Below are 26,359 nucleotides of genomic sequence, written 5' to 3' on the forward strand. Positions count from 1 at the left end.
GCGGGGATTCTATCCCCAGACTTCTTGGTAGCCGCTCCAATCGCCCAGATAGAGCACTTCTTCTTCGAGCATGACCCCGAACCGTTCGAAGACCCTTCGCTTGACGAGTCCGGCGAGCTGTCGGATCTCCGTGGCGGTGGCCGATCGGACGTTGACGATGAAGTTAGCGTGCCTGCGGGCGATCATCGCCCCGCCGTGCCTGACGCCGCGCAAGCCCGCCTGTTCGATGAGGAACCCTGCCGGGACGACGCCTGCGGCTTTCAGCTTCTCGCCCAATTGAGGGAGAGACTCTGCGAACCCACGGTCCTCCACGTTCTTGAAGAAACTACCGGCGCTCGCGGGAGGAGGTTGCTTCGAGATCCGTTGGCGCTGGTAGTCGGTGGCCTCCTTGTAGATCGCCCACGCGTCACCCTTCGGAAGTCGCAAACGGATTTGGACCAACGTACACGGAGGCGGCGAGGGCCTTCGGAGCAGCGAATCGCGGTAGGAGAACTGGAGGAACGCCGGTTCGACCCATCGCCGACGACCTTCGAAAACGACTTCGATGTCCGTCAGGAATTCGGAGATGTTGCTCCTGTACGCGCCTGCGTTGCTGACCAAAGCGCCGCCGACGGATCCGGGAATGCCGACAGCGAACTCGAGCCCTGCCAGGGACGCTTGCGCCGTTTTCAAGAACAGCTCTTGAAAACTGCATCCCGTGTCGGCAGTGACAAGGCCGTCGGCCTCGACGGTCAAAGACGTCGTCCGGTTGACGACGACGAGCCCAGGCACGCCGCGGTCGGACGGAAGGACGTTGCTTCCCGCGCCGATCACGGTCGTAGGCCAGTCATGGGTCTGGGCGTATTCGGCGGTCTCGGCGAGTTCGTCGGCCGTTCGGGCGACGAACAATGATTCCGCCGTACCGCCCGCCTTGAGCGTCGTCAAGGGCCGCATGCTGCGGTTGCGCTGGACTTGTCCCGGGTCGAACGTCACGGGCATCCCGACGAGCCTCCGAGGATGCGGACGTCCTTCGGGCGGGAGATCGACGGCTCGGCGTGATAAGCCGGGAGGGCCGTGACCGGATCGACGGTCTTCACTGGAGCGAGAAACGCGTTGCGGGCGTCGGGCATGGACGGATCCACCACGTCGCGCCCGTATCCCTTTCCTGGCGGAGACGCGGCCGAGGTGACTTGGGTGACGGTCGAACCGGCTTGTCGGAGAAGCCACTCCCCCTTCTTCATCGGTACGAAAGCGTCGCCCTGCGGAGCGATCAGGTCGAAGGCCGAGACCAGTGCAAGGTCGGTACCGAGCGCCCAAGCCAGCCCTTTGGCGAACGCGACCCCGACCCGGACGCCGGTAAATCCGCCCGGTCCTTCGTCCGCGACGACCCTCGTCACGTCTAGCAGGCCGACGCCCGCTTCTTCAATGCAGGCTTGCGTGAGGCTCCCGAGAGCCCCGCCCGCGGCCCATGGGGCTTCAAGGGAGCGCCAAGCGAGCATGCGACCGGCTCCGTCGGCGAGGGCGACGCTGACGACGGGGCTGGACGTGCTCAGGGCGAGAGTCAAGCGCGCTCCGCGTACAAGAGGCGGACGAGCGCGTCGAGGGCGCTCCGGTCTTTGCGGTAGTCCTGCTGGCTGGTTCCACGGTAGCGGACCGTCCAGTACACGCCTTCGCAGACGCCGACGACCCGGCCTACCGCGAGGAACCCGCCGTCCGTCCGTCCCGAGCGGAAGACTTTCCCCACGAGGGCGCCGGATCCGACTGGACCCGGGGCGGGGTCTTCACGGAGGTCGACGCTCTTGAACTGGTCGAGATCGGCTCGCGCGCCTTCGAAGAGGGCGGAGGAGGCGTCTTGAGCGACGCCCATTTTGATCTCAAAAGTCACTTCGCCCTTGACGGACTTGTCGACGAGTTTGCTTCCGTCAAGGGCCCAGCCCTCCGGAACATAGACTTTGTAGGCGACACCGGCACTGTCGGTGACCGATCGGATTTGCTTTCCGCGGACCGGCGGCTTATCGGAGACTTCGGGTTTCCACACCGTCGTCGGTTTCTCGGGAACGGGCTTCTCGACCGGACGGTTCGGGTCTTCCGGGTTGGGAAGTTCGCCCGTGATCGTCCGGAGGCTGAGCAGGACGTCGTGCCATTGGTTCTCGGCCGACTCGGCCACCTCCGCGGGTGCTTCGAGGCGGAAGTTCATCTTCATTTCGAACGCGGTGTACAGCAGTCCGGTGATCGCGACGGTGTCGACCTTCTTCGTGGTGTACCGGACCTTCGTCAGCAACATCGGCACGCCGAGGAACTCCTCTTGCCATTGTCGTTCGACAGGGCGGCCCATGGCCCGGTTGACCTCGCTTTGGATCAGTTGCCACTGCTCGGCCGTGTCTTTGAACTTACCGCCGAAGAGCTGGACGGTCGCCGTTTTCTTCTCTTCGAACGGGATTTCGATCGTGGTGACCCCTCGTCCAGAGCGGGCCTTCCACGTCTTGGGATACTCGAACTGGAGTCCGAACTTCGGGTCGCGGAACGTAGCCTTGTCTTGGGGGGCCGCCAAGAGCGTCGCCAGGAGCAGGGAAGTGATCGCCATGTGGGTGTCTGTGCTATGGACGGCCGGCCCGGCGCACGGGATTCACGGTACCAGACCCTCGGCGCAGGTAGGATGGGCCCGTGACGCTGGGCGAGTGGATGGAGGCCGAGATCCGTCAACAGCCCCAGGTCTTGGCGGCGAACGCAGACCGGTACCTCGACGAGCTTCGTACGGCCTTCTCTGGTTCGCGGTACGAGATGGTCCTTCTGGCCGCCCGAGGGTCCTCGGACAACGCCGCCCTTTACGTCCGCTATCTGATCGAAGTCGAACTCGGAATCCCGGTTTCGCTGGCAGCGCCTTCCGTTCTGACCCGTTACGGGTCCAAAGTCAAGTATCCGAAGTGTCTCGCCGTCGGGATCAGCCAGAGCGGGGAAGCCCCGGACGTCTCCGAGGTCGTGGCGCAGGCCAGGGAACAAGGGCACGACACCTTGGCAGTGACCAATACGCCAGGCTCACGGTTGACGAACGTCGCGGAACGGACGCTCTTGCTGGACGTCGGGGAAGAGCGCTCGGTCGCAGCGACGAAGACGTATACGGCCACGCTCGTCGCCCTCGCCCAACTCGTCACGGCATTGGGAGGCCGGTCGGCCCTGGGCAGGGAAGACCTGCCCGACGAAACGTGGACGGACCATTGCGAAGAGGCAGCGTCGGCAGCTTCCGGGCCGGTCGTCCGGTCGTCGATGTGGTTCGCCCTGGGACGGGGGTTCGGGTTCTCGTCGGCCCACGAATGCGCCTTGAAGCTGATGGAGTGCGCGCTGTTGCCGTGCAAGCCGTATTCGACGGCAGACTTCGAGCACGGTCCGAAAGCCTTGGCCGGCCACGGATCGACGGCCGTCGTCTTCGGTGAGGCGCCGGTCTCATTGGAAGCTACCGGGTGCACCGTCATCAAAGCACCCGGCGTCGAGGGCACTTATTCGCCCGTCAAGGAGATCGTCTTCGGGCAGTTCTTGGCCCTTCATGCGGCCCGTGCCCGAGGGCTTGATCCCGATCGTCCCGAAGGGCTTCAAAAGGTCACGCGCACGGTCTGAGGGCTCTCATCGTCGCCTGGGAACGGACCTGGACCCGTTCGCGGTAAAGTTGCGCGGAACGATGAAACTGCGCGTCTCCTTCGTCGTGGCGGCGGTGGCCGCCTTTTCAATGGCCCGTGCCCAAGACCTGGCCCAAATGCTCGGGGCCCTTGAACCTCGGGAGATCGGCCCGACGACGATGGGAGGTCGCGTCAGCGACGTTGCGGTCTTCGAAAAAGAACCGCGGATCTTCTACGTCGGAACGGCGAGCGGCGGGGTCTGGAAAACGGAGAACGGTGGGACGAACATGGTCCCTGTGTTCGACAAACAGCCCGTGCTTTCGATCGGCGCCGTCGCGGTCAATCCTCAGGATCCGGAAGACGTTTGGGTCGGGACGGGCGAACCGAGCAGCCGCAACTCGACCTGCTATGGCGACGGTCTTTACCATTCGACCGACGGAGGGAAGACGTGGACGCTCGTCGGGTTCCAGGAGGCCCGGCATTTCTCGAAGATCGTCGTATCGCCGGACGATCCGAAGACCGTGTACGTCGCTGCGCTCGGCAACCTTTGGGGGCCGAATCCGGAGCGTGGCCTCTACAAAACGAAAGACGGAGGGAAGACCTGGAAAAAGGTGATCGACATGGGTCCGAAGACGGGCGTGATCGACCTCGTCGTCAATTACAAGAACCCGAAAGTCTTGCTTGCCGCGACCTGGGAGCGCGTCCGACTTCCGTACAATTTTTACAGCCGGAGCGCCGGCAACGCGATCTATCGGAGCACGGACGGGGGCGAACGGTGGACGAAGGTGACCAAGGGGATGCCTGCGGGCGACTTGGGCCGGATCGGCTTAAGCATGATGCGGTCGAACCCGAAGATCTGCGTTGCGACGATCGACGCCAAAGAGGGAGGCGGTTTCTTCAGGAGCGAAGACGAAGGACAAAGTTGGAAGAGGATGGGAGGGAACAACGACCGCCCGTTCTACTTCAGCCGTCCGCAACAGGACCCCACCGACGAAAAGCGTTGCTACACGGGCGCGACCAGCCTTCGGTACAGTGACGACAAGGGCGCGACGTTCCGGGACTTCAACAGCCAGATCCACCCGGACCATCACGCGATCTGGATCAACCCGTCGGACAACCAGCACATGATCGTCGGGAACGACGGCGGGGTCGTCCAGACCAGGGACAGAGGGAAGACGTGGCAGTTCCTCGGAACGATGAGGATCGGTCAGTTCTACGCGGTCGACGTCGACATGCGAAAGCCGTACTGGATCTATGGCGGCGCACAGGACAACGGTTGCTGGGGTGGCCCCTCCCAGACCCGGAGCGGCGGCGTTTCGTTCTACCACTGGACGACCATCGGCGGGGGCGACGGATTCTACGTCGAAGCGGATCCCGAAGACTATCGCACGGTCTACAGCGAAAGCCAGGGCGGCGGCATCCAGCGGGTGAACATGGAGACAGGGGAAGGCCGGGGAATCCGCCCGAGCCCGAACCGGCTCGGTGAACCGACAGGCACGCGTTACCGGTTCAACTGGAACTCGCCGATCCTGATCTCGCCCCATAACCACACCACGCTGTACTTCGGCGGCAACAAGCTGTTCAAGAGCGTCGACCGGGGCGACAACTGGAAGGCGGTCTCGCCCGATCTGACCACGAACGACGCTGAGAAGCTGAAGCCGGTCGTGGGCGACTCGATCAACTCGGGTGCGGAAACGCACTGCACGATCATCACGGTCAGCGAATCGCCCGTCAAGCAAGGCGTCCTTTGGGTCGGGACGGACGACGGCTTGGTCCAGACGAGCAAAGACGACGGGGTGACGTGGACGGACGTCACGGCGAACATTCCGGGCGTGCCCAAAGGCACGTGGGTCAGCAGGGTCAATGCGAGCCGGTTCAAGGACGGCCGCTGCTACGTGACGTTCGACGGCCACCGAGGAAACGACTACGCGGCCTACGTCTTCGTGACGGAAGACTTCGGTGCGACGTGGACGCGGATCGCGGGTATTCCGGACGGGGCGTCCTGTTACGCCTTTACCGAAGGCGTCCGTAACGAGGACCTGTTGTTCGTCGGCACCGAATACGGGGTCTTTGCCTCGATCGACCGGGGTGTCTCGTGGACGAAGTACACGACGGGCGCGTTCCCGAACGTGAGGACGGACGATTTCGTCATCCATCCGCGGGAACTTGACCTCGTCATTGCGACCCATGGCCGTTCGTTCTGGACGGTGCCTGTCGGCCCGCTCGAACAACTGACCAAGGCGAACCGCGAGAAAGACGTCTATCTGTGCGAACCGCAGGCCGTCTATGGACTCGGACGCCAGATCGAAGGCGGCTATACGCCCTTCGGGGAGTTCACGTCTCCGAACACGCAGCCAGGCACGACGGTCTACTACTGGCTGAAGGCGGAAACGAAAGAGAAGGTCAAGGTCGTCATCCAGGACGCGGGCGGACGCGACCTCGCCAGTCTCGACGGCCAGGGCGCCGCTGGACTGAATTCGGTCCGGTGGCGTCCGCGAGGGCGCGGATTGACGAACCGGACGGGCGACGTAAGCGCCGTCCTCAGGATCGGTGACAAAGACGTGGCGAAAGTCGCCGTCCACCTGGAAAGCCTGGTCCCCGACGGCGGCCCGAACACGGGCTCCGAGGAGTGGGAGTCCACGCGGGACGAGGACGAAGAGGGCGGCGGACGCTAAAGGGCGGTTGCGGCCAGAGATGAAAGGCGTTCCTCGGAAGGGGAGCGCCTTTCGCTTGCCTCAAGAGGCAAAAACTCTCATAATAATGATTATCAGAAAGATATGGAGCTAAGGACGGCCCTTCCCTGGAAGCGGCTTCGTGGAGGAGGGTCTCAGGCGCTGACGCGTTCGCCCAGCAGGCGGGATTCGAGGTCGCCCGCGACCTTATCGGCGGCGTCGATCAGATCGTCGATCGAAAACGCGCGGCCCGTACTGCGCCGGTGTTGAGAGATCACGAAGGCGGCGGCCGCAGCGATGCCGACGAGCGCGGCGATGCCGAACACGCCCCAGCCTTTGCCGGAGCGATGACACTCTGCCGTCGGTTCGTTCTGCTCGTTCATCGATGAAGTCCTTTCCTATGAGACGCTGTTTTCCTTATCGGGGTTTCCGGGACCAATGTGAAGAGGACTGTCAGCGTTTTGTGCCAGAAGGGCCCAAAAACGCATGAAAACGGGGCGCCGACCTCGTGGTCGTCGCCCCGTGTGCGGACATCAGCCGTCTATCGTCAGATGCCGTAATCGGCCTTTTTCAGCCAAGCTTTGGGGACGGGCTTCAAGCCGCAAAGGACGGCCGCGAAATCCGGGCTCTTCAAAACGTCGGTGGAGACCGTGATCCGGATCTTGCCGTTGGGGGTGTTGATGGTGGCGCGCTGCAGATTGGCGGCCTGCGTCCGGTTCTTCTTCGGAGCCCGGAACTTCCACTGTCCGGAGTGCCTGTGCCGGATGTGCTTCGCGTTGTTCGCCTTCTTACCGCTGACTTGACAGACTTTTGCCATTGACGCCCCCATGGGCCAGTGGCCCAGACGAACGTTCAGGATACCTCGGCGGACAGCCCTCTTGGGCCCCAGGGCTCGGGTTCCTGGTCAAAAGAAGTCCATGCACACGACCGGGCGCGGCCGGAAAAAGACCGCGGCCGCTTCGAAAGCCGACCCGTTCAAGACCTCCGTCCCACCGGTCATGACGGTCGAGCGAAGGTCCGGGGCGCCTAAAAGCGCCTGGACAAGGGGCCCTGGACGGGTCCGAAAGTCGGGCGAACCTCCGCGTTCGACCCGCGTACCGTCCCGGCCGTAACGCACCGTCCAGACGCCGTGGTTCCAAGGACAATCGGCGTCCTCGAGGTCGAACGAAAACTCCCCTTCGACGTCGCTCGAAACGCACGAGAGGGCGCCCTGAGCGTCCACGAGCCGGAACATCGACGGTCGATGGAGCGTGCACGACGCCCCTTGGTCCAGATGTCCGGCGACGAAAGGTGAGTCCGGTGGTTCGTTCCATAACGCGACGTCCTGGTTCGAACATAGCGACGAAACGACCTCTAGGCAACCGTGATAGCCGGCGGGCGTCGACCAGGCGAGTTCGCCGATGTCGACGTCCCCCCAGAACCCCTCGAAATTGGCCCAAAGGTAGCCCTCGAACGGGTCGCCCACGGCATAAACGGAGGGTTTCCGCTTCCCCATCCGATCGGCCCAGTCCGCCTTGGACCGTAGGAACGAGCCGGATCGGACCCGGACGAACGAGCGGTAGACCGGGTCCAGCGTGTGGACTTCGGAGACATCGATCTGGCGCACCGGAAGCTCGGACCGCACGCGCGGTAACCGCTCCCGAGGGCACTTGACCTGCCAACGCCAACCGCAGCTTTCGTATCCGAACCGGCGGTAGTACGACTCTCGGAACGCATAAAGGGCGGAAAGGCACTGGCCCTCTTCGCGCATCGAGGCGAGGACGTGCCTCATCAAGGCGTCGGCGACGCCGGAACGACGGTGTTGGACCAAAGTGGCCACTCCCGCAACGCCTCCGCACCTCAGATCGTCGCGGCCTTTCGCGACGGTGGCGTCCAGGACGCTGCACGCTCCGGCCGGCCCGTCGTCTGACGTCACGAGGAAGCGGCGTTCGCCCTCCCGGATTCCGCTGGGCGGACCTTGGGGGGCTTCCCTCTCGTAGACCCAAGACACGACGGCCCGCCAGCTTTCAAGGTCTGGCGGGCCGACTTCGTGGACTTTGAGGTTCATAGAGGCAGAGCCGTCGTGTCCTTGGTGACACCAAGGACAAAACTGCTCTGTATCTTACCGACGCCCGAGATCGTACTGAGCCGCTCGCGGACCAACTTTTCGTAGTGGGCCATGTCGCGGACGATGATCTGGAGGAGGAAGTCGAAGTCGCCGCTGACGTGCAGGCACTCCAAGACCTCAGGAACGTCCATGACCGCTTTGCGGAACCCTTCGATCGGCTGCTCCTGATGGAGCGAGAGGCTGACCATGGCCACGACCCGGAGCTGATAGCCGAGCGCTTCCGGATCAAGGATCGCGGTGTAACGGCTGATCAGTCCCGACTCTTCGAGCCGGCGGACGCGCTGCAACACGGAAGGCGGCGAAAGGCCGACCTTACGCGACAAATCAGCGTTCGTGATCCTGCCTTGGGCCTGAAGAAGGCTGAGCAACTTGAGATCGACGTCGTCAAGCCGCTCTCTCGATTTATGCGACTGCACTTTCATACTTGAAACCAAGAAAAAACGCCTGTTACGGCGTGCCGCGAAATCCCTCAATCCCGCTTTGATGAGTATTCTGCGTGATCGGGCCGCGAGAAGTCCAGTCGGACGAGGTGCGGCCGCTTTCACCGATGTCCGCCACCCCTGCCACCGCCCTTCCCCGCTGGGACACCGCTCAGTACTTTCCTGGGGTGTCGTCACCGGAATTCAACCGATCGTTAAGCGACCTGGCCACTGCGCTTCTTTCGGCAGAAGCCTCGTTCGACGATATGCGCGTCGGTGAGTCCGACGCATCGCCGACTGACGAACGGTCCGCAGAGTTCGCGACTAGGACTTTAATCCTATTGAACGGCCTCATGGGCCGGGCCCGGCTCCTGCGCGGATACGCGTCGTGCACCGTGTCTGCCGATTCGAAAGACCTGGCCGCCGCGGCGAAGCAGAGCGAACTGGCCGGACCCCTTTCGAGCCTTACGCGTTTGCACGCACGCTTTGCTGCTTGGATTGCGACCCGGAACATCGGGACACTACTGGAACACTCTAGTGTCTGCCGTGAACATGCCTATTTTCTTCAAAGATTGAAGGACAACGCTTCCAAGCTCCTTCCAAAGGGTGAAGAAGAACTCCTGGCGGACCTTTACGACAGTACGTGCGGAGCTTGGGGGCGCCTCTATGGCCGGTTCACCAGCCGTCTGCCCGTGCCCTATGAAGGACGGACGATGACGATGAGCCAGGTCCGTGCCCTGGCGTACGACGCCGATCCGGAGGTCCGCCGCACCGCTTTCGAGGCGGAGACAAAAGCATGGTCCGCGCACAGCCTTCCCGTTGCAGCGAGCATTAACAGCGTCAAGGCCATGACCTCGGTGGTCGCGAAGCGCCGGGGGTGGGAGAGCCTGCTCGACGAAGCCGTCGAAGGAGCGTCGATCCGTCGTAGCACGTTGGACGCGATGACGGCCGCCGTCGACGAGAGCCTCCCTTCCCTTCGTCGGTACTTCAAGGCGAAAGCGAGGGCGTTGGGACACTCTGGAGGACTTCCTTGGCCCGACCTTTTCGCGCCATGGGGCGAGGGAGAGGCCTGGTCGTACCAGAGGGCCGTCTCGTTCGTCTGCGAAAAGTTCTCCGGTTTCAGCCCCCGGCTAGAGGACCTGGCCCGAAGGGCCGACGCGGAGTCGTGGGTCGACGCCGAACCACGGGACGGAAAAGTGGACGGCGCGTTCTGTTCCGGGATCCGGGGCGGCGAGTCGTTGATCTTGATGAACTTTAAGGCGTCCTTCGGATCCGTGGCGACGCTCGCCCACGAATTGGGCCATGCCTATCACAACGTGTGCCTCGACGGGAAGACCGAGATCCAAAGGATCCTGCCGATGACGCTGGCGGAGACGGCGAGCATCTTCTGTGAGACGATCGTGAAACGCGCGGCCCTCGCCGAAGCGGCCGTCGAAGACCGAGCGTCCGTCCTGGAGGCTTCCCTTCAAGGCCAGCTCCAGATCGTCGTGGACATCGCTTCCCGGTTCCGGTTCGAAAAGGAAGTGGTCGAAAAGCGGGCCGGGGCGGAACTCAGTGCAGACGATCTGTGCGACGCGATGGCCCGTGCTCAGGCCGAGACCTACGGCGACGGCCTCGCAGAGGGCGGCGGACATCCGTTCATGTGGGCGGCCAAACCGCATTACTACTCGGGACGGGCGTTCTACAACTTCCCCTACACGTTCGGTCTGCTGTTCGCACTGGGCCTCTACCAGAAGTACGAGCGCGAACCGGCCGGATTTGCAGAACGGTTCGAAGGTCTCCTGGCGTCATCGGGCTCCGCTTCGGCCGAAGACCTGGCGGCAGGCTTCGGGATCGACATCAGCGATGTCGGCTTCTGGCGCGGCTCCCTGGCCCAGATCGTCCGGGACGTCGACGAGTTCGAAGCGGCCGTCGCTTAGACCTTCCGGGCCTTGGGTTTGACCTTAACGGATTCGGCGAGAAAGGCCTTCAGTCTCAGGCCTGTCCGCGCATGGATGTTGCTGCCTTTGAAGATGCCGCGAAGGGACTTGTCGATCCCGGAGCCGAGCTCGAGGATCTCGCCCGCCGCCTTGGCGCCGAGCAACACTTCGGACGCGCTCAGGCCCTTCAGGTCGCCCTTCTGGATCGATCCGATCAGTCCGGACAAGTCGTGTGACGCGTCCTCGGACTTCTGGGCCTCCATGTACGCGCGCGTCTCTTTGAGCCCGTACTTCCCCGCCAGATCGCGCCATTGACCGTCGGTCCGTCTCGCTTCATCGTCCGAAAGCTTCTTGCCTTGGGCCATATTGACCGCCGATTGCACGACCAGGTCGCGGGCTTGCGGGTCCGACGCGATGTCGACCACGTTGACTGGCTCGTCCATTCGGGTGTTGGAAGCGTCGAACTTGAGGAGAGGCCCTTCCGGTGTGGCATTGAGCCTGACCGTCCGACCGTCTTCCAACGTTACGCTCCCGAACTCGGCTTCGAGCCGTGCCGGCGTGTTCGTCAACGTTCCGGCCAGCGTCCCCGAACGGGACTTCGTGACCTTGGCGGTGGCGATCGAGCCTTGAGGGACGACCGTGACCCCGTCCTTGACGACGTCCTCCGAGACGACGAACTTGACGGTTCGGCCCACTTCGGAACCGCCCGAGTCCAGCGGGGTCAGCAAGATGAGCGGCACTTCGGTGCCCGCCGAAGCCTCGACCGGTTTCCCGGGCAGGGCTCCGCCGAGGCCGAGGTCCGTGCCCTCCTTTTTCATGACCACGAAGACCACATAGAGGAAACCACCGATGACGGCCAGCCCGAGAAGCGCTTTCAGCCACTTCATTGCACTTTAGAAACGAGACAAGGGCACGATACGCTTCGACGGTCCTAATCCGGTCGGCAGTTTCGGGCATACGCACGGACGACGGGTTCGGCGTCGTCTGCGAGCGTCTTGAATGCCGCGACGTATTCCTGAGGACAGCGGCCGTTCAATTGCCTGAGGGCTTCGAGCCGGATGCCGGCCCTAGGGTCCAAAAGCATCGCACCGATCGCATTCAGATCCTCTGGGCGGCCTCGGCGGCCCATGAGTAAGACCCCCGTCCTGGAGTTACGTTCATCGCTGTCCGCCACGAGCATCGCGACGGTGTCGGCGGATTGGGCCGGAAGCGCGGCGAGGAGGTCGACGGCTGCCTGGCGCGTAGGAAGGTCGGTCGACCGCAGCATGGCCTGGGCCGTCGAGACCGTCGTAGGGTCGGCGATGACGGCGAGGGAGACCATCGCGGCCCGGGCCAAGAGACGGTCGGGGTCGAGGCAGAGCCTCATCAGGTTCCCGACGGTGCCCGTCGCCTTCAACGGGCCGGCCGCTTTGGCCGCCGCCATCTGTAGGGCCGGATCTTCCAACATCTTGCCGAGGAGCGATCCAAAGTCCACGACTCCCGCGTCGACCGCGATGCCGATCAAGTTCCGCCTTTCGGCCACGGAGCCCTTGAACGATTTCCGCGCCATGGCGGCGGCTCCGTCGACTCCAAGCGTCTTGACCACCTCCGCGAACGCGCGTTGTTGAAGGCGGTCGGCTTCGGCCAGGCGCTTGTCGAGCATCCATTCGAAAGCCGGCACGCCCATAGCGACGAGCGCGTCGATGTTGTCTTCGACCTCTTGCCTTGCGCTGCCCACGCCCCACTGCGTGGCTTTCGCATAGATCGCGCCGAGTTCCGCCTCGGAAGCGAGCGGACGCGTGCCGGGTCTGGGCCGCTGGTGCTGAGGAGACGCTCCGCCTGCGGTGGCCGACGGGTCTTGGACGTCGTAACCGGCTCCCCAGAGCGACGAGGCCGTCGCCGTCCCGTCCGCGAGCCCGGCACGATACTTGTCCGGGCCGCCGAGATCGGCGAACACCCCGAGAGATCCGGTGCTCCGGGCCGCGTTGCCTTGACCGGGGGGGCCGTCGTACCTGTCCGTTCCGTTGCCGTCCAAGAAGAGTCCGAGGCCGTTGGCGATTCCGACGCCGGGACTGCTGTCCCGAGCGACGAACAGATCGTCACCCGCCCGGTCGAGCAGGACTGCGACACCATAGTCGTGTCCGATCGCTAGGCTCGCCCCGTACTTGGTCGTGTACGAATCGTCACCCTGGAGGTCGAAAAGATAGGCGCCGCAGCAGTGCATAGCGCTCGCCTGGGCGTAGTGGTACGCCGAATACGTGTCGTTGCCGGAGGCGTCATAAAGGCTCGCTAAGGCGAACCAGTACGAAGCGCCTTGCAGGTACGTCTCGCCCCAATACGCGTCCGAGCCGCCGAGATCGGTCAAGAGCGCGATGCCACCGCTGACGCCGCCCGTGTCCTCACGGTAGCCGGCCGCATACCCTTGCGCGTTCGAATAGCTCACGCCCGTGAACAGCGGCGAGTTCATCGAGAGGCCGCCCGCGGAATAGGTGTCGCTTCCCTTCTGGTCGACCAGCCATCCCAAGCCCTGTGTCCTGGCCGCACCTTGGCCGAAGAGCTTGAGGCGGTACGCGTCGTCCCCTCCGGTGTCGAGCAGCAGCCCGATTCCGACCTCGCCGAAACCTTGGGACAGCGCTACCGAGTCGTAAGTGTCGTCGCCACCGTGTTTGACGAAGACGCCCACCCCGCACAGTCCGGCGCCGAACGCTAGGGACGCCCCGCGGAACGAATCGTCGCCGCCTAAGTCGAGAGCGACGCCGATCCCTAGTTCGGCCGCACCGACGCTGAGGTCTTTGACGGCATAACGGTCGTTTCCAGAAACGTCGATCAAGACAGAGCAGTAGCCCACGCCGGCGCCGTGCCGACCACGGTACAGGTCGTCACCGCCGAGATCGACGGTGATCCGGGCGTCGGTTTCGTCGTGGACGTCGTCGCCTTGGCCGGCGATGAGGACAGGTAATCCGTTCAAGGACACGCGCTGAACGCCCGCGAACGCGACCGGACGGGCCTTAAGGGTCTCGGCGACGGACTCGGCCGTCGACGTGACCCAAACGGAGGCCGCTCGGATCCGGGCCACGTCGACCTTGTCCAACAGGGCGAGGATCCGGCTTTGCGGCGAGGCTTTGGAACGGACGAACCCAAAGGTCACCTTCGGTTCCTCGACCGCCCATTGCGGCAAGCTCTCGATCAGTTCCCGTTGCTCGGCGGGCGTCAAGGGGGCCAGAGCCGACTTGATTTCGGCGTCCGCAGCCTGGACGGCGACGACGAGCGGGGCCAGGGCCGCTGTAAGGTCCTGAGGGACGCCTGGGGCGGACAGGGGAGCGACGGGGACGGTCAAGCTCGGCTGTGTCAACGGTCGTGCGAGGAAGGCGTTCTTCTGGCCCGCCGCCAGCAGGGCCGACGCTTTAGCCTGCGCGGCCGAGGCGTGCCAGGCCATTAAGACGTCGCCGGCCCCGAGCGGATCGTCAAGGGAAAGGTCGACGACCGGCATACGGTACTTGTCGCGAAACGGCTTCCGCTCGAACTTCAAGTCGGAAAGAGAGAAACCAGCGACCTTCAGGGCGTCTTCAAAACCCCTGACTTCGCGCTGTTCGAGTTGGGCGAAGACGGACGAGGCGACAAGGGCGAAACTCAAAGCCGCGCACGCACGGGCACCGGACATGCCCAGGATTATGCGCGGAGCACGGCTTCGACGGACTTCCACAAAGGCCTGTCGACGATGCCCTTCTCTTCCGTCGCGCGTTCGTCGAAGGGTACGCGACCGATCCTTTCATGGTCAGCTCCGCCGTACAAGAGGGTCAGGCCGCTCGTCCGTTCATCGAGGGCCGTGACCGAGACGACGGCCTCTCTTTCTGTGGCCAAGGGGATGAGGAGACCTTCGGCCAAAGCTTGGAGGTGTTCTTCGGCAAGGTCGAGACGTTCGTGCCGGACCGCTTCGCCGATGTGGTCCAAGACCACGACCGTGACCGTCGACGCCATCGCCCTTTCAAGGACGGCGTCGAGCCGGGGCGCGAGCCGCCGCCCGAACCGGACTCTCGGACCGTGCGAGTAGCCGAAGAGTCTCGCCAGTCCCTCGATGCGAAGGTCAAGACTGACGAACTCGACGGGAACTCCCCGGCGCAGGACGAGGTTGGGACATCGTTCCCACCGTCCCTGGCCCCAGGGCCAGAGAACGTTGAGCGGAGGTCGGCCCTCGTCGACCCTCCTCTTGTTCGAGTCGCTTTCGTGGAGAAGGTTGACGCTATCGTCGACGAAGCGGCGTAGGAGGCCGTCGCCGTCGCCTTCGGGAAGCCGCCGCGTCCAGTCGGTGCCAAGGACTTCGGCAAAGTCCGTGGTGCTGTTGTCCGTGGAGCCGCCTTCCCAGACGAGGGCGTGGTCGAGCGACTCGCCCCAAATCGGCGTCATCGTCGCAGTCCGAAGGCGCTCCATCGCCAGCTTCAGGTTCGCGGCATCGTCCTCGTCCAGGCGTCCGCCGGCCGCGCTCATGAGGTTTTCACCGTCGGTCGAACCCACGGAGAGATGGAACGCGATGCTGCCTAAGGGCGGGTCGGCCTTGAGGGCCGAGACCATGATCGGACCTGGACGGACGTCGAACCGGCGCGGGTCTAGGGCCAGGTAAGCGAGTTCAGGAACCCCAGATTCGGGCAGAGCCGGATTTCTGACGATCTCCCCTTCGCCTGCGAGCCGTTGTATGGGCTCGAAGTTCTTGAGCAGGCTGTCAGATCCTGGGTCGCGGAGCAGCCCTGGAAGGACAATGGCCGTACGTCTCATCCCTTCCCTGCCCGCGAGGCGTTGTTACGCACGGCGTCCAGGATCATGAGGGCGACCGCTGCACCGGACGTATCGAGGAGGACGTCCGAGAACGCACCCGTCCGTACGGACGTCGTCGACTGGTGGGCCTCGTCGAGCGAAGCGTGGACGACGACCCATGCGAGCCCTGCGGCCCACGTCCACCGCCGGTCGGCACCCTGACGCACGGCGACGGTCCCTGCCGACCAGCCAAGGAGTCCATAAACGGTCAGGTGCGTGCCTTTCCGGACCAGAAAATTGACCGTTTGGGCGGCTTCCGGACTCAAGTGGAGGACGTCGAGAAGGAAGTGCATGAGCCGACCCGGGCCACCTTGAGGTCCGGACAAGAAGGCGGTCAACACGCCGACCCCCACCATCGCCGTCGGCGCCGCCCAACGGCTGAAGACGACCGGGTGTGGCGACAGGCCCACAAGGGTCGCCACGACCGCAGCCGTGGCCAGGCCGCCGATCGCCAGGAGGATTTCGGGCGGCGGGCCCGACTCTTGGCCGGGCATCGCCGATGCGGCGTAGGCGGCGGCGGCATAGGCGGCCAGATACCCGGCGACGGCCACGGCCATGACCTTCACTCGGCGCAAGCCGGGAAACGTCCAGGCCACAAGGGGCGACAGGATCAGCGCAGTCAAGGGCACGGCTTGGGCGACGGTCACGACGGGTGACGAGGATTAAACCTCTGTCCCGCATTCTGCTTGTCCTCCTTGCCCAGAATGGAGCGTGCCCGTCACCCTCGACGACGTCCGGTCTGCCGCCTCGGTCTTGGCCGGCCAAGCCCATCGGACCCCTGTCCACACGAGCCGTACTCTCGACGACCTTTGCGGAGCGCAGGTCTTCCTGAAGTGTGAGAACTTCCAACGGTCCGGCGCGTTCAAGTTCCGTGGAGCCTTCCACGCCCTTTCCAGGCTCGACGAAGACCGTCGGCGGCGTGGCGTTCTGACCTTTTCGAGCGGGAACCATGCCCAAGCCCTCGCCCTGGCTGGACGGATTTTGGACGTGCCCGTGACGATCGTGATGCCGACCGACGCGCCAGAGGTCAAACGACGTGCGACCGAGGGCTATGGCGGCGAGGTCGTGCTCTACGACCGTGACGAAACCACACGCGAAGCCTTGGGGGCACGGATCGCCGAGGAAAGGGGACTCGCAGTGGTCCCACCGTACGACCACCCGGACATTGTCGCGGGGCAAGGGACCGTCGCCCTCGAGCTGTTCGAGGACGGTTTGGACCTCGATGCCCTTGTCGTGCCATGCGGCGGCGGCGGCCTTCTCAGCGGGTGCGCCGTGGCGACAAAAGGGCTCTCTCCAGGGACTCAGGTCGTCGGAGCCGAGCCGGCCCAAGCGGACGATGCGGCCCGGACTTTTGCGACCGGCGTCCTGCAAAGGGCGGACAACCCCGAAACGATCGCCGACGGGGCCAGGACGCCCTCCCTTGGAACGGTCACGTTCGAACTGGTCTTGCGCCACGTCGACGCCTTTGTGACCGTCTCCGAAGAGGAGATCCTCCGTGCGACGAAGCTTCTGTGGGAACGTTGCAAGCTTGTCGTCGAACCGACCGGCGCGCTCGCTTTGGCCGCGGTTCTTCAAGGCGGGTTTGCCGGACGACGGATCGGCGTCGTGCTCAGCGGCGGAAACGCGGACGTGGCGGTGCTGGGCCGACTTAGGGCGTCGGTCGATTGAAAGAAAAACGCGGTCAAAGCGCGAGGCTTCGACCGCGGTGCGGGAGAGTCCGACTTTTGGGTGCGGGGGGTGGATTTGAACCACCGACCTCCGGGTTATGAGCCCGACGAGCTACCGGACTGCTCCACCCCGCGTCCGAAAGTATGACACGTCGCCGACGTCGGCACAGGTCCGGACTCGGGCCCGTGGGTCATACGGCTCGCTCGAGCGCTTCGACGAAGCGTCCGGCCGTTCCCTCAGCCTTGAAGAAGAACAACGACGGTTCGATCAGTTCGAGCTCGCTCACGAGCCAACGTCCGTCGCTCTCCATGAGGTCGAGCCGAGCGTAGAACACGTCGTCCAGCCCGTCCAGGCACGCTTCGAGCAGTGACCGTTCCTCATCGGTCGCACTCCCGCCGAAACGGACGGACTCGTCGTCCCCGTCGAACCTGGGCTTTTTAACGACCACGTGGCTCGTTTCACCTCCGAACCAGACGACCGACCGCTCACCGACCGTTCGGACCGATGGGAGGAACGGTTGCACCATGGCATCACCGTCGGCGAGGATTCCGGCTAAGAACGGAACGGCGTCGGGATCGGCAGGGTCATCGAAAACGCGCGTCCGGTACGAGCCGGCCGAGACCGCCGGCTTGACGACCAGGCCCGATCCTGGGAAGCTCCCAAGAGCGACTTCAAGGCCGGATTCTGTGCCCTGCTCGACGAACGTCGTGGGGACGACGGAAAGGCCTCGAGCTTCAAGGTCTTTCAGATAGCCCTTGTGGGCGTTCCAGGCGACGACCGGAGCCGGGTTCAGCATTGGAACCTTGGACGCGGCTTGCGCGGTCCAAGCAAGGAACGCATTGGGCTGTTCGTAGTAGTTCCAGCAAGACCGGACGAGGAGCAGGTCGAGTCCGTCCAGATCGGCGGGGGCGTCCCATGGTACGGGAACGGCTTCGTGTCCGGCCCGGGCGAGGGCAGCTTCCAACAACGGTTGGTCGTGGTCGGGCTCTGGCAGGGTGGCGCAAGTGACGGTTCCGATCCGCACCGGAGAATCTTGGACCATCGAGGTCGAACATGTCGGGCCCGAGCGCCGCTCTTGACCGTCTCCCGATCGGCCAGGGGTATTTTCCAGGGAGATGAACCGTCGCCAGTTCTTGTTCCGGGCCGGGTCGGCCGCAGCCGGGCTCTCGCTCTCGTCCTTTGTCAGGCCGCGCGCCCTCGATTGGACGCGCCTACCCGTCGACGGTCAGGGCCGTCGGTACGCAGAGGGCGTCGTGTTCAACGACAAGAACGGGAACGGTCGGCGCGACGGCTCCGAGCCGGGCATTCCCGGTGTCTGCGTGTCGAACGGCCGCGACGTCGTCAAGACGGACGCATCCGGAAAGTGGCGGTTGCCCGTCGACGGCGATTGCGTCCTCTTCGTCATCAAACCTTCGGGATGGAAAGTCCCTCTCGGGGACTCGTCGCTTCCACGCTTCTATCACGTCCATCGTCCGGACGGGTCGCCGGACACCAAGTACGACGGTCTGCTTCCGACCGGGGCTTTACCTGCGTCCGTGGACTTCGGCTTGACGCCCCAGAGGGAAGGACGCAAGTTCAAGATGGTCTTGTTCGGCGACCCTCAACCGAGGAACCAGACCGAAATCGATTACATGACGCACGACGTGATCGAACAGGTCGCGCTCGACGTCGTACGGTCCGGAGCGAGCTTCGGCCTGAGCCTTGGCGACGAGATGTTCGACGACTTGTCGCTGTACGACAGCTTGAACCGGGTGATCGGTTCGGTCGGGATCCCTTGGTACAACACGGTCGGCAACCACGACTTGAACTACGATTCAGCCGACAATGTCAAGTCGACGGAGACGTTCACGCGGGTGTACGGGCCGACGCACTACGCGTTCAACCACGGCCCGGTCCACTTCATCGTGCTTAACGACGTCGTTTGGCACGGCGCAAAGGTGGGCGGCTATCACGGAGAGTTGACCGTCGAGCAACTCGAGTTCGTCAAGAACGACCTGGCACACGTCGCCAAAGAACGCCTCGTCGTGGTCGCCATGCACATTCCCTTGACGGAGGTCCGCAACCGGCGCGACCTGTACCGTCTTCTGGAAGACCGGCCGAACACGTTGTCGTTCTCCGCCCATACCCATGTCCAGCGGCACGACTTCATAGGCAAAGAAGACGGTTGGAACGGCAAGGCGCCGCACCACCATTTGAACCATGCGACGGTCTGCGGATCGTGGTGGGAAGGGGCCTTCGACGAACGAGGGATCCCTCACGCGACGATGAGCGACGGCGCCCCGAACGGCTATTCCTTGGTCGAGTTCGACGACCGCTCCTACAAAGTCACGTTCCGTCCGGCCAGCCGTCCCGAGACGGAGCAAATGGCGGTTTGGATCCCTGACCGGATCGAGCAAGCGAAGCTCTCAGAGGCCGGAGTCGTCGTGAACGTTTTCGCCGGTTCAGAACGGTCCAAGGTCGAGTGCCGGGTGGGCGACGGGCCTTGGAAGGACATGACGAACTTCACAGGCAAGTGTCCGTTCTTCCTCAAGCTCAAAGAGTCGGAAGCAGGCCCGAAGCCCCCGAACGGGCTTAAACTGCCAGGCGCTTCGGACACTCCGCACCTTTGGAAGACGGGCTTGCCCGCCGGCTTGGCCAAGGGTGCGCACCGTTTCGAAGTCCGGACGACGGACATGTTCGGGCAGACGTACACGGACTACCGGATCCTGACGGTCCTTTAGGGCCCGTCGGCCTTGGCGTATCAGGGACAGGGGTGAACGCCTCTTATCGTTTGGAAACGGTGATGAAACGGCTCTGGATGCTTCTTACCCTGTGCGCGCTGCCGCACCTGACGTCGGCTCAGTACAGTCTGGCTTGGATCCGACAGTTCGACGGGCCGGACAAGCTCGTCGACCGTCCTGCCGAAGCCATAGTCGACGCGTACGGCAACGTGTACGTGGGCGGGACCGTCGACGAAGCGTCGCCATCGGGCTCGAACGACTTCGCCGTGCTCAAATACTCCCCTTCCGGGCGCTTGCTGTGGTCGACGTTGTACGACGGGCCCTCCCACGGCCAAGACGACTGCTTCGACCTGGCCTTGTCACCCGACGGATCGCTCTACGCCGTCGGACGGACGGCGACCCTCACGTCGTCGACGGACTACGTGACGTTGAAGCTCGACGCGGCGACGGGTGCGATCGTCTGGACCCGACTTTTCGACGGCCCGGCCGGCTCGATCGATCAAGCCATGGCCGTGGCGACGGACGCCCAGGGCAACGTGTTCGTCACCGGCGAGGTCTGGGCCGACCACGTCCCTTTCAGCAACGGCGACTATTGCACGCTCAAGTATCTGCCTGACGGAACGCTGGCCTGGAGCCGGACGTACAACGGGCCGGCCAACTTCATCGCGATCAGCGACCAACCCCGCGCGATCGTGGTCGACTCCCACGGTGACGTCGTCGTGACCGGAGACTCGCCTTTTAGCGACAACGCTGACGACATGTTGACCGTGAAATACAGGTCGTCCGACGGTGCCGAGCTGTGGACCGCACGGTACAGCGCCCTTCCTTCCAGCGAGAACGCGGTTTCGCTCGCGATCGGTCCGGACGACGACGTTCTCGTGGGCGGCAACACTCAGACGAACGGGCTCAGGGTCACCCTGATGCGTCTGAAGTCCACGACGGGTGCGACCCTTTGGCAGGTCGACGACGCTTTTCCCCATGGCGGGCGGCTTGCGAACCGTTCGAGCATGGCCGTTTCACCGACGGGCGATCTGGCGATATCGGTCACATACGACCCGGACCTGGACAACAGCAACTTGAACTACAACATCCAGACGTCCAAGTACCGCTATGCGGACGGCTTCCGCGAATGGAGCGTCAGTACGGGCACGTCGGCGACCTTCGACGGACAAGCCGCGACGAGCGTGGCCTTCGACCGTGAAGGCGACGTATGGGTCGGTGGCGGCGAGCTCGTCGTTCCCAAGAACCTCGCGTCAGCATGGCGTTTCTCGGGCCTGAACGGAGAACTGCTGTGGCAAGGTGTCGCCGACGGCCCCCGCCAGCCGGACAAAGTCATCCGACTTCGGACGACCCGCCAAGGGGACGTGATCTTAGTGGGGACGACAGGCGTCGACGTGGGGACCGGAGATTCGGACGTTCAAACGCTCAAGTTTTCGCGAAAGCTCCCTCGCCCCGTGAGTCCGTCCGGACGCTGAAGGACGCGGACCTTCGGCGTCCGGTAGTCTCAGACCGTGCTTTGGTCGATGGTCTTCCTCGTCGTGGCTCCCAAAGGAACGGTCGTCATGGTCCATGGGGCCGGCGGCGGCGGATGGGAGTACCGTCATTGGAAGCCGGTCTTTGAAAGAGCGGGCTGGAAAGTCGTGGCCCGTGACCTTGTTCCTGCAAAGGCCGGGCTCGCCAAGACCACGTTCGACGACTACGCGGCCCAGGTCGTGTCTTGGGGCAAAGGTGCGAAGAAACCGCTCGTGCTGATCGGGGCGAGCATGGGCGGGCCCCTGGCGCTCAGGGCCGCCGAGACGCTGAAGCCGTCCGCGATCGTCCTCGTCAACTCCGTCGCGCCTTCAGGGCTCGCCGTCGAACGGAAGGCAGCGGACTTCCCCGCCGTCGTGAAGTGGGCCGGTGGCCCGCTCGAGGAGACCCGGCAGGCCATGCCGGACAGTGACGAATCCCAGATCCGGTACGCCTGGAAGCGGTGGCGCGACGAAAGCGGCCTCGTCATGCGACGATTAGCCGAAGGTGTCGACGTCCGGCCGCCCCAAGCGCCGGTCCTGGTCGTGTTGGGGGAAATGGACACGGACGTGCCCCTGGCCACGGGTCGGGCGATCGCGGAGTCGTACCGTGCCGACGTCCAACTCTATGCCGGGACGAGCCATGTCGGCCCCCTGCTGGGCAGGCGGGCGTCGGAAGTCGCAAAGGCGGTCGAACTGTGGTCGACCGCCCGGACGGTCCGGCGATAGCACGGAGCCTCGTCGGACGGTCAGGAACCTGCGGCGGAGCCGTGTCGGACGGCTTCGCGCCGACCGACAATCTTCTTGGGGAACGCCGATTTGAGCCTGTCCAAGCCCATGAGCCTGAACCGACGGGTGGTCGGCCGCCTTGTCACGCTTTTCCTCGTCTTGTGTTCGGGGTTGCTCTTGGTGCTTCAAGTCCTCGTCCTCCAGGGTTTCGCCCGGGTCGAGGCGGACGCGGCGAGGCAGAACTGGCACCGCGCACAAGACGCCTTCGAACAGATGGAGCGCGGAGTCGTCCAACGGGCCTCGGACTGGGCGGCCTGGAAGGACAGTTACGCCTTCATGGCGGAGCAGGACCGGAGCTTTGTCCGGAACCAATTGAGCGATGCGGCCCTCAAGAGGACCGGAATCGACATCGTCCAGTTCGTGGACCCTGGTGGAAAGACGGTCGCCAGTGCCGTCGCACCCGAGTGGAGGGGAAAGGGAAAGACCGACCTGGAACGGTTGAAGCGGTCGCTTGGACTCGCAGCGAAGAAGCCTAAGGGCCTTTCATGGGAACCATACGGGTTGATCGAGCAGGGCGGGCTTCCGCTTTTGGTCGTCGTCAGGGCGGTCCGTGACCCGCTCGGCGTCAAGCCACCGCGGGGCTGGGTCGTCTGGGGCAAGTTCTTGGACTCACACGAGCTTCGGGCGCTGTCCGAAGCCATCAGCCTCGATATCGGGCTCAAACCGGTCGCGAGGCTGAACTCCCGCCTTCCTGGCGAAAACTTCGTCGTGAGTTCGGTCTCGGACGACCAGTTGTACGTCAAAGGCAACATCCCCGCGGTGGGAGGAATGGGAGGGTTCCAACTCTCGGTCCGGTCGCCGCGGGTCATTTACGGTCAAGCCCAGCAGACGGTCTTGTCGCTACGGATCGGGCTCCTCGTCGTGATGGTGGCCTTCGGCTGGTACATCCTCTACGTCCTGAACGACCTCGTCCTCAAGCGGATCAGCAACCTTCAAAGCCAGATCCGTCAGATCGACACGAGCACGGGCATGGGTTCGGTGAACCTGCCGGGCGACGACGAACTGTCGAGTCTGGCCGTCACCATGGACCACATGTTGAACACGATCACGGGCAACAGTTTCGAGATCGAACAGCAGCGCGCCAGCCTTCAAGAGATCAACGACCGGCTCGAGCACTTGGTCTTCGAGCGGACAAGGCAGTTGACCCACATCAACAACGTCCTGCAACACGCTCTGGAGGGGATCGCCCTGATCACGCCGAACGGCAACATCTCAGACGCGAACAGCGAGACCCACCGTATGTTCGGTCTGAGCAACCTGAAGGGCGTCAACGTCAGCGTCGTCCTGGAGAAGGTCTCGTTGATGTACGTCCGGCACGCCCTCGTCCGCCTGCGGTACGAAGACCGTCTCGAGCTCGAACTGACGGGCAAGCGGCCGGACGGTGAACCCGTCTTCGTCGAAGCCGTCATGATCCCAGAGCGGGACCGCGACGGCGGACTCTCGATGGTCCATGCGTTCCTGAAGGACGTCACCGAGCGCAACATCATGCAGATGGAGATCGAGCGCCAGGCGTACGTGGACGCGGTCACGGGCCTGGCCAACCGGTCGAGGTTCCAAGGGCGCCTGGAGGAGGCATTAAAGTCGGACGACGGACCCGTCGCCGTCCTTTTCGTCGATCTTGACAACTTCAAACTGATCAACGATTCATTGGGGCACGAGGTGGGTGACGAAGTGCTGTTCCAATGCGCCCACAGGCTCCAGGACGCGGTGGAACGGAGCGACCTCGTGGCCAGGATGGGCGGCGACGAGTTCAGCATCCTGCTTCATTCAGGAAGCGACCGGGCACGGGCCATCGCTGCGGCCGAAGCGGTGGTGGAAGCCATGAACGGCGTGATGGTCGCCGACGGAAAAGAGCTGTATTTGACGGGGTCGGTCGGCCTTGCGACCTCCGACGGTTCGGCGATCTCTCCCGCAGAACTCATGAGGAACGCCGATACGGCGATGTACGAGGCGAAGTCGCGCGGAAAGTCGGGGTACGCCGTGTTCGACGAGACGATGAACGAACGGGTCGTCGAACGCCTGAAAATCGAGAGCGGACTTCGGATGGCCCTGGAACGTCAGGAACTGACCTTGGTCTATCAGCCGATCGTGGACGTGCGCGACCATTCGATCGTCGGGGCCGAGACGCTCGTCCGGTGGCACCATCCGGAGATGGGGAGCGTCCCACCGAGCAAATTCATCCCCATTGCAGAGGAGTCTGGTCAGATCCTCGAAATCGGCGCTTGGATCCTGGAGGAAGCCTGCGAGCGTGCCGTCAACTGGGTCCAGACGTACGGTGCCGACTTCACGATCAACGTGAACCTTTCGCAGAAGCAACTCATCTCTCCTGGCTTCGTGGACGTCGTCCGGGACTGCCTGGCCCGCCATGAACTGCCGCCGCGCAACTTGAACCTGGAGGTCACGGAGACGATGGCCGTGCGCGACTTCGAGGTCGCGGTCAAAGCGTTGAACGCGCTCAAGGGCCTGGGCGTCCAGTTGTCCATCGACGACTTTGGAACGGGTTACTCGTCGCTGACGCACCTTCAAAAGCTCCCGGTCGATTGCGTGAAGATCGACCAAGAGTTCGTGCGCATGCTCGGAAAGGAACAGGCGCCGACCGCGATCATCTTGGCGATCTTGACGCTCTGCCGCGCCATGGGCTTGAAGGTCGTCGGCGAAGGCGTCGAATCGGCAGAACAATTGCTCCAACTCCAGAACCTGGGGTGCAACCTCGTGCAGGGGTTCCTGTTCGAAAAGCCGCTCAGCGTCCGGGCGTTCGAAGCGATGATGGCGAACTGGGCGACGGTCCAGCGCCAAAGGGCGGCCTGAGCCGTTCCAGACGTCTTTCGGCCGGGCGGGCGATAATCTCGGGATGCCGCCGCTGTGGCAGGTCGATGCGGACGTCTTTCGAGCCGTCCATCTCGGGATGCACCGGGACTGGTTGGATCCGCTGCTCGTGACCGTCACGTTCTCGGGTTTGGGCTACCTCCAGGCCATCCCCCTTCTCAGCCGTTTGTTCGCCCACCGGGCAAAGGCCGTCATGGTCGTCGCGTTCCTGTGCACGACGGTCCTCGCGTTCGCCGTCGAACGTCACGTCTTAGCGGCGGTCGCAGCCGCAGCGCTGTTCGGCTTGTTCTCGGGACTGGACAGGGCCGTCGCCGGGAGGGCGCTCGTATCGCTCGCCGTCGCAGGCCTGCTTCGGCTGGGAATCGTCCAGTTTCTGCCCCGCGCCCGGCCGAGCAACCTGGAGTTCTCGATGCCGCTCGAGGACCTCCACGGGTCGACCAGTTTCCCCAGCGGACACGCGACCACGTCGTTCGCGGTCGCAGCCGTCGTGTGCTGGTGCTACGGAAAGGGGGCCAAGGGGACTTGGGCCGCCTGGATCCTGGTGTGGGCCGTCCTGGTCGGTCTCTCCCGTGTCTATGTCGGGGTCCATTTTCCGAGCGACGTGATCGCGGCCGCCCTCCTGGGACTCGCCTCGGGAAGCCTCGTGTTCTGGTTTTGGCCCGTCGCCGAGACAGGGCCAAAACCAGAGGCAGAGGAAAGTTAGCCTCCGCCTGCCCGTCGGACCGGGAGCGAGGGCTGCGCGACCATCGAGTCGCGGAGGCCACCGTACCGCCAGACCCATCGCTTGACCGTCGGCTTGAGATAGCCCTTGACGACGGCCGGGTCGTCGGCGACGATCTTTCCGGCATGGGCGTCACTGTCCGTCTGAAGGATCAAGAGCAACCCGGTGCCGTCTTCGAAAGGGCCCTCCATGACCAGCGTCCCGTCCTGCATCAGGTACTTCATGTACTGAGCGTGTTCGACTTCTCCTCGTTTGCCGGCATCGACAGGCGCGTTAGCCGCTTTCTCGTACCAGACGGCATAGAGGCGCTTGTTCGGATCGATGCCCGAAGCGAAGCCCGAGGCGCCGCCCCGCTGGGATCCCGATTGGGAGGAACCCCCGCGCGACGAGGCCGAAGCCGACGCGCTTCCTGAGGCGGTCGCCGTTCCCCCGCCCGATTGCGAGGTCTGGCGGTTCGTCTCCTGGTGCGTCTGGTCCTGTCGGGCCAAGACCACGGCCGATGCGGCCACGGTCGCCGCCACGGACATGACGATCGAAGCCCTGATGAATCCACGGTTGTGCATGAAGTCCTCTCGAGGTGCGTACCCTCAGGGACTGAGACGCACGACGGCCGAATCGGGTTCTCCTACCGT

At 64.0% G+C, this 26,359-nt stretch carries 22 protein-coding genes and 1 tRNA gene; 9 read left to right on the forward strand and 14 right to left on the reverse strand.

All coding sequences use genetic code 11. The annotated features are described in order from the left end of the window. Positions 1-9 precede the first annotated feature (9 nt). From murB to JST30_16365, 3 genes are read right to left on the reverse strand one after another with little or no spacing between them, the layout of a single operon-like run. Positions 10-978 (reverse strand): UDP-N-acetylmuramate dehydrogenase, encoded by a 969-nt coding sequence (gene murB, locus JST30_16355; GenBank protein ID MBS1715901.1) that lies wholly within the window; start codon positions 976-978, stop codon positions 10-12. Continuing rightward, complete coding sequence (gene tsaB / locus JST30_16360) at positions 969-1,544, reverse strand: tRNA (adenosine(37)-N6)-threonylcarbamoyltransferase complex dimerization subunit type 1 TsaB (GenBank protein MBS1715902.1); 576 nt, start codon at positions 1,542-1,544, stop codon at positions 969-971. The genes murB and tsaB overlap by 10 nt, the downstream gene beginning before the upstream one ends. After that, a complete protein-coding gene (locus JST30_16365) occupies positions 1,541-2,563 on the reverse strand; it encodes a hypothetical protein (protein MBS1715903.1) in 1,023 nt (340 codons plus the stop codon). The genes tsaB and JST30_16365 overlap by 4 nt, the downstream gene beginning before the upstream one ends. 80 nt (positions 2,564-2,643) lie before the next feature. On the opposite strand from JST30_16365, the gene JST30_16370 reads away from it, so the two are divergent. Further along, positions 2,644-3,591, forward strand: a complete 948-nt coding sequence (locus tag JST30_16370; GenBank protein ID MBS1715904.1) for an SIS domain-containing protein — start codon at positions 2,644-2,646, stop codon at positions 3,589-3,591. Positions 3,592-3,652: 61 nt separating this feature from the next. Beyond that, positions 3,653-6,265, forward strand: coding sequence for a hypothetical protein (locus JST30_16375; protein ID MBS1715905.1), 2,613 nt, complete (start codon positions 3,653-3,655; stop codon positions 6,263-6,265). 152 nt (positions 6,266-6,417) lie between these two features. On the opposite strand, the gene JST30_16380 is transcribed toward JST30_16375, so the two are convergent. The 4 genes from JST30_16380 to JST30_16395 form a co-directional block, all read right to left on the reverse strand. Next, positions 6,418-6,645, reverse strand: coding sequence for a hypothetical protein (locus tag JST30_16380; protein ID MBS1715906.1), 228 nt, complete (start codon positions 6,643-6,645; stop codon positions 6,418-6,420). A 164-nt stretch (positions 6,646-6,809) separates the two neighbouring features. Further along, positions 6,810-7,079, reverse strand: a complete 270-nt coding sequence (locus JST30_16385; GenBank protein MBS1715907.1) for a 50S ribosomal protein L28 — start codon at positions 7,077-7,079, stop codon at positions 6,810-6,812. A gap of 87 nt (positions 7,080-7,166) precedes the next feature. After that, the gene (locus JST30_16390; protein MBS1715908.1) at positions 7,167-8,309 is read right to left on the reverse strand and encodes a GNAT family N-acetyltransferase; all 1,143 of its coding nucleotides are present in this window, start codon (positions 8,307-8,309) and stop codon (positions 7,167-7,169) included. Then, positions 8,306-8,785: an Lrp/AsnC family transcriptional regulator gene (locus tag JST30_16395; protein ID MBS1715909.1), complete on the reverse strand. Its 480-nt coding sequence runs from the start codon at positions 8,783-8,785 to the stop codon at positions 8,306-8,308. Before JST30_16395 ends, JST30_16390 begins: the two co-directional genes overlap by 4 nt. An 80-nt stretch (positions 8,786-8,865) precedes the next feature. Between JST30_16395 and JST30_16400 the strand changes: the two genes are divergently transcribed. Next, the gene (locus JST30_16400) at positions 8,866-10,707 is read left to right on the forward strand and encodes a M3 family oligoendopeptidase (protein MBS1715910.1); all 1,842 of its coding nucleotides are present in this window, start codon (positions 8,866-8,868) and stop codon (positions 10,705-10,707) included. Here JST30_16400 and JST30_16405 read toward each other — a convergent pair. The 4 genes from JST30_16405 to JST30_16420 are packed head-to-tail and all read right to left on the reverse strand — an operon-like array spanning position 10,704 to position 16,142. After that, on the reverse strand, positions 10,704-11,594 hold the full coding sequence (locus tag JST30_16405; GenBank protein ID MBS1715911.1) for a hypothetical protein: 891 nt from the start codon (positions 11,592-11,594) through the stop codon (positions 10,704-10,706). The two genes, JST30_16400 and JST30_16405, sit on opposite strands and share 4 nt — an antisense overlap. Positions 11,595-11,638: 44 nt before the next feature. Then, on the reverse strand, positions 11,639-14,347 hold the full coding sequence (locus tag JST30_16410) for a hypothetical protein (protein ID MBS1715912.1): 2,709 nt from the start codon (positions 14,345-14,347) through the stop codon (positions 11,639-11,641). A gap of 8 nt (positions 14,348-14,355) precedes the next feature. Beyond that, complete coding sequence (locus tag JST30_16415) at positions 14,356-15,456, reverse strand: hypothetical protein (GenBank protein MBS1715913.1); 1,101 nt, start codon at positions 15,454-15,456, stop codon at positions 14,356-14,358. Then, positions 15,453-16,142, reverse strand: a complete 690-nt coding sequence (locus JST30_16420; protein ID MBS1715914.1) for a VanZ family protein — start codon at positions 16,140-16,142, stop codon at positions 15,453-15,455. The genes JST30_16415 and JST30_16420 overlap by 4 nt, the downstream gene beginning before the upstream one ends. A 64-nt stretch (positions 16,143-16,206) precedes the next feature. Here JST30_16420 and JST30_16425 point away from each other — a divergent pair, with 64 nt between their 5' ends. Beyond that, on the forward strand, positions 16,207-17,163 hold the full coding sequence (locus JST30_16425) for a threo-3-hydroxy-L-aspartate ammonia-lyase (GenBank protein ID MBS1715915.1): 957 nt from the start codon (positions 16,207-16,209) through the stop codon (positions 17,161-17,163). A 57-nt stretch (positions 17,164-17,220) separates the two neighbouring features. Here JST30_16425 and JST30_16430 read toward each other — a convergent pair. Both JST30_16430 and JST30_16435 read right to left on the reverse strand, forming a co-directional pair. After that, positions 17,221-17,297, reverse strand: a tRNA-Met gene (locus JST30_16430). 56 nt (positions 17,298-17,353) lie between these two features. Beyond that, on the reverse strand, positions 17,354-18,187 hold the full coding sequence (locus tag JST30_16435; protein ID MBS1715916.1) for a hypothetical protein: 834 nt from the start codon (positions 18,185-18,187) through the stop codon (positions 17,354-17,356). A 91-nt stretch (positions 18,188-18,278) separates the two neighbouring features. Between JST30_16435 and JST30_16440 the strand changes: the two genes are divergently transcribed. From JST30_16440 to JST30_16460, 5 genes are all read left to right on the forward strand, one after another. Then, positions 18,279-19,883 carry a calcineurin-like phosphoesterase family protein gene (locus JST30_16440; GenBank protein ID MBS1715917.1) on the forward strand — a complete coding sequence of 535 codons (1,605 nt, stop codon included), beginning with the start codon at positions 18,279-18,281 and terminating at the stop codon, positions 19,881-19,883. A 62-nt stretch (positions 19,884-19,945) separates the two neighbouring features. Beyond that, on the forward strand, positions 19,946-21,358 hold the full coding sequence (locus JST30_16445) for a PQQ-binding-like beta-propeller repeat protein (GenBank protein MBS1715918.1): 1,413 nt from the start codon (positions 19,946-19,948) through the stop codon (positions 21,356-21,358). A 36-nt stretch (positions 21,359-21,394) separates the two neighbouring features. Further along, on the forward strand, positions 21,395-22,120 hold the full coding sequence (locus JST30_16450; GenBank protein ID MBS1715919.1) for an alpha/beta fold hydrolase: 726 nt from the start codon (positions 21,395-21,397) through the stop codon (positions 22,118-22,120). Positions 22,121-22,228: 108 nt separating this feature from the next. After that, positions 22,229-24,988 carry an EAL domain-containing protein gene (locus JST30_16455; GenBank protein MBS1715920.1) on the forward strand — a complete coding sequence of 920 codons (2,760 nt, stop codon included), beginning with the start codon at positions 22,229-22,231 and terminating at the stop codon, positions 24,986-24,988. 43 nt (positions 24,989-25,031) lie between these two features. After that, complete coding sequence (locus tag JST30_16460) at positions 25,032-25,709, forward strand: phosphatase PAP2 family protein (protein MBS1715921.1); 678 nt, start codon at positions 25,032-25,034, stop codon at positions 25,707-25,709. On the opposite strand, the gene JST30_16465 is transcribed toward JST30_16460, so the two are convergent. Continuing rightward, a complete protein-coding gene (locus JST30_16465; GenBank protein MBS1715922.1) occupies positions 25,706-26,290 on the reverse strand; it encodes a hypothetical protein in 585 nt (194 codons plus the stop codon). The genes JST30_16460 and JST30_16465 overlap by 4 nt on opposite strands. Positions 26,291-26,359: the final 69 nt, after the last annotated feature.

Source organism: Armatimonadota bacterium (genome assembly GCA_018268395.1).
Taxonomy (GTDB): Bacteria; Armatimonadota; Fimbriimonadia; order Fimbriimonadales; family Fimbriimonadaceae; genus JAEURO01.

Bases quoted from the DNA above. Each gene is read 5' to 3' on its own strand.
- murB (MBS1715901.1), bottom strand. From the start codon at position 978: ATGCCCGTGACGTTCGACCCGGGACAAGTCCAGCGCAACCGCAGCATG.
- JST30_16365 (MBS1715903.1), bottom strand. From the start codon at position 2,563: ATGGCGATCACTTCCCTGCTCCTGGCGACGCTCTTGGCGGCCCCCCAA.
- JST30_16375 (MBS1715905.1), top strand. From the start codon at position 3,653: ATGAAACTGCGCGTCTCCTTCGTCGTGGCGGCGGTGGCCGCCTTTTCA.
- JST30_16380 (MBS1715906.1), bottom strand. From the start codon at position 6,645: ATGAACGAGCAGAACGAACCGACGGCAGAGTGTCATCGCTCCGGCAAA.
- JST30_16385 (MBS1715907.1), bottom strand. From the start codon at position 7,079: ATGGCAAAAGTCTGTCAAGTCAGCGGTAAGAAGGCGAACAACGCGAAG.
- JST30_16390 (MBS1715908.1), bottom strand. From the start codon at position 8,309: ATGAACCTCAAAGTCCACGAAGTCGGCCCGCCAGACCTTGAAAGCTGG.
- JST30_16405 (MBS1715911.1), bottom strand. From the start codon at position 11,594: ATGAAGTGGCTGAAAGCGCTTCTCGGGCTGGCCGTCATCGGTGGTTTC.
- JST30_16410 (MBS1715912.1), bottom strand. From the start codon at position 14,347: ATGTCCGGTGCCCGTGCGTGCGCGGCTTTGAGTTTCGCCCTTGTCGCC.
- JST30_16415 (MBS1715913.1), bottom strand. From the start codon at position 15,456: ATGAGACGTACGGCCATTGTCCTTCCAGGGCTGCTCCGCGACCCAGGA.
- JST30_16440 (MBS1715917.1), top strand. From the start codon at position 18,279: ATGAACCGTCGCCAGTTCTTGTTCCGGGCCGGGTCGGCCGCAGCCGGG.
- JST30_16445 (MBS1715918.1), top strand. From the start codon at position 19,946: ATGAAACGGCTCTGGATGCTTCTTACCCTGTGCGCGCTGCCGCACCTG.
- JST30_16455 (MBS1715920.1), top strand. From the start codon at position 22,229: ATGAGCCTGAACCGACGGGTGGTCGGCCGCCTTGTCACGCTTTTCCTC.
- JST30_16460 (MBS1715921.1), top strand. From the start codon at position 25,032: ATGCCGCCGCTGTGGCAGGTCGATGCGGACGTCTTTCGAGCCGTCCAT.
- JST30_16465 (MBS1715922.1), bottom strand. From the start codon at position 26,290: ATGCACAACCGTGGATTCATCAGGGCTTCGATCGTCATGTCCGTGGCG.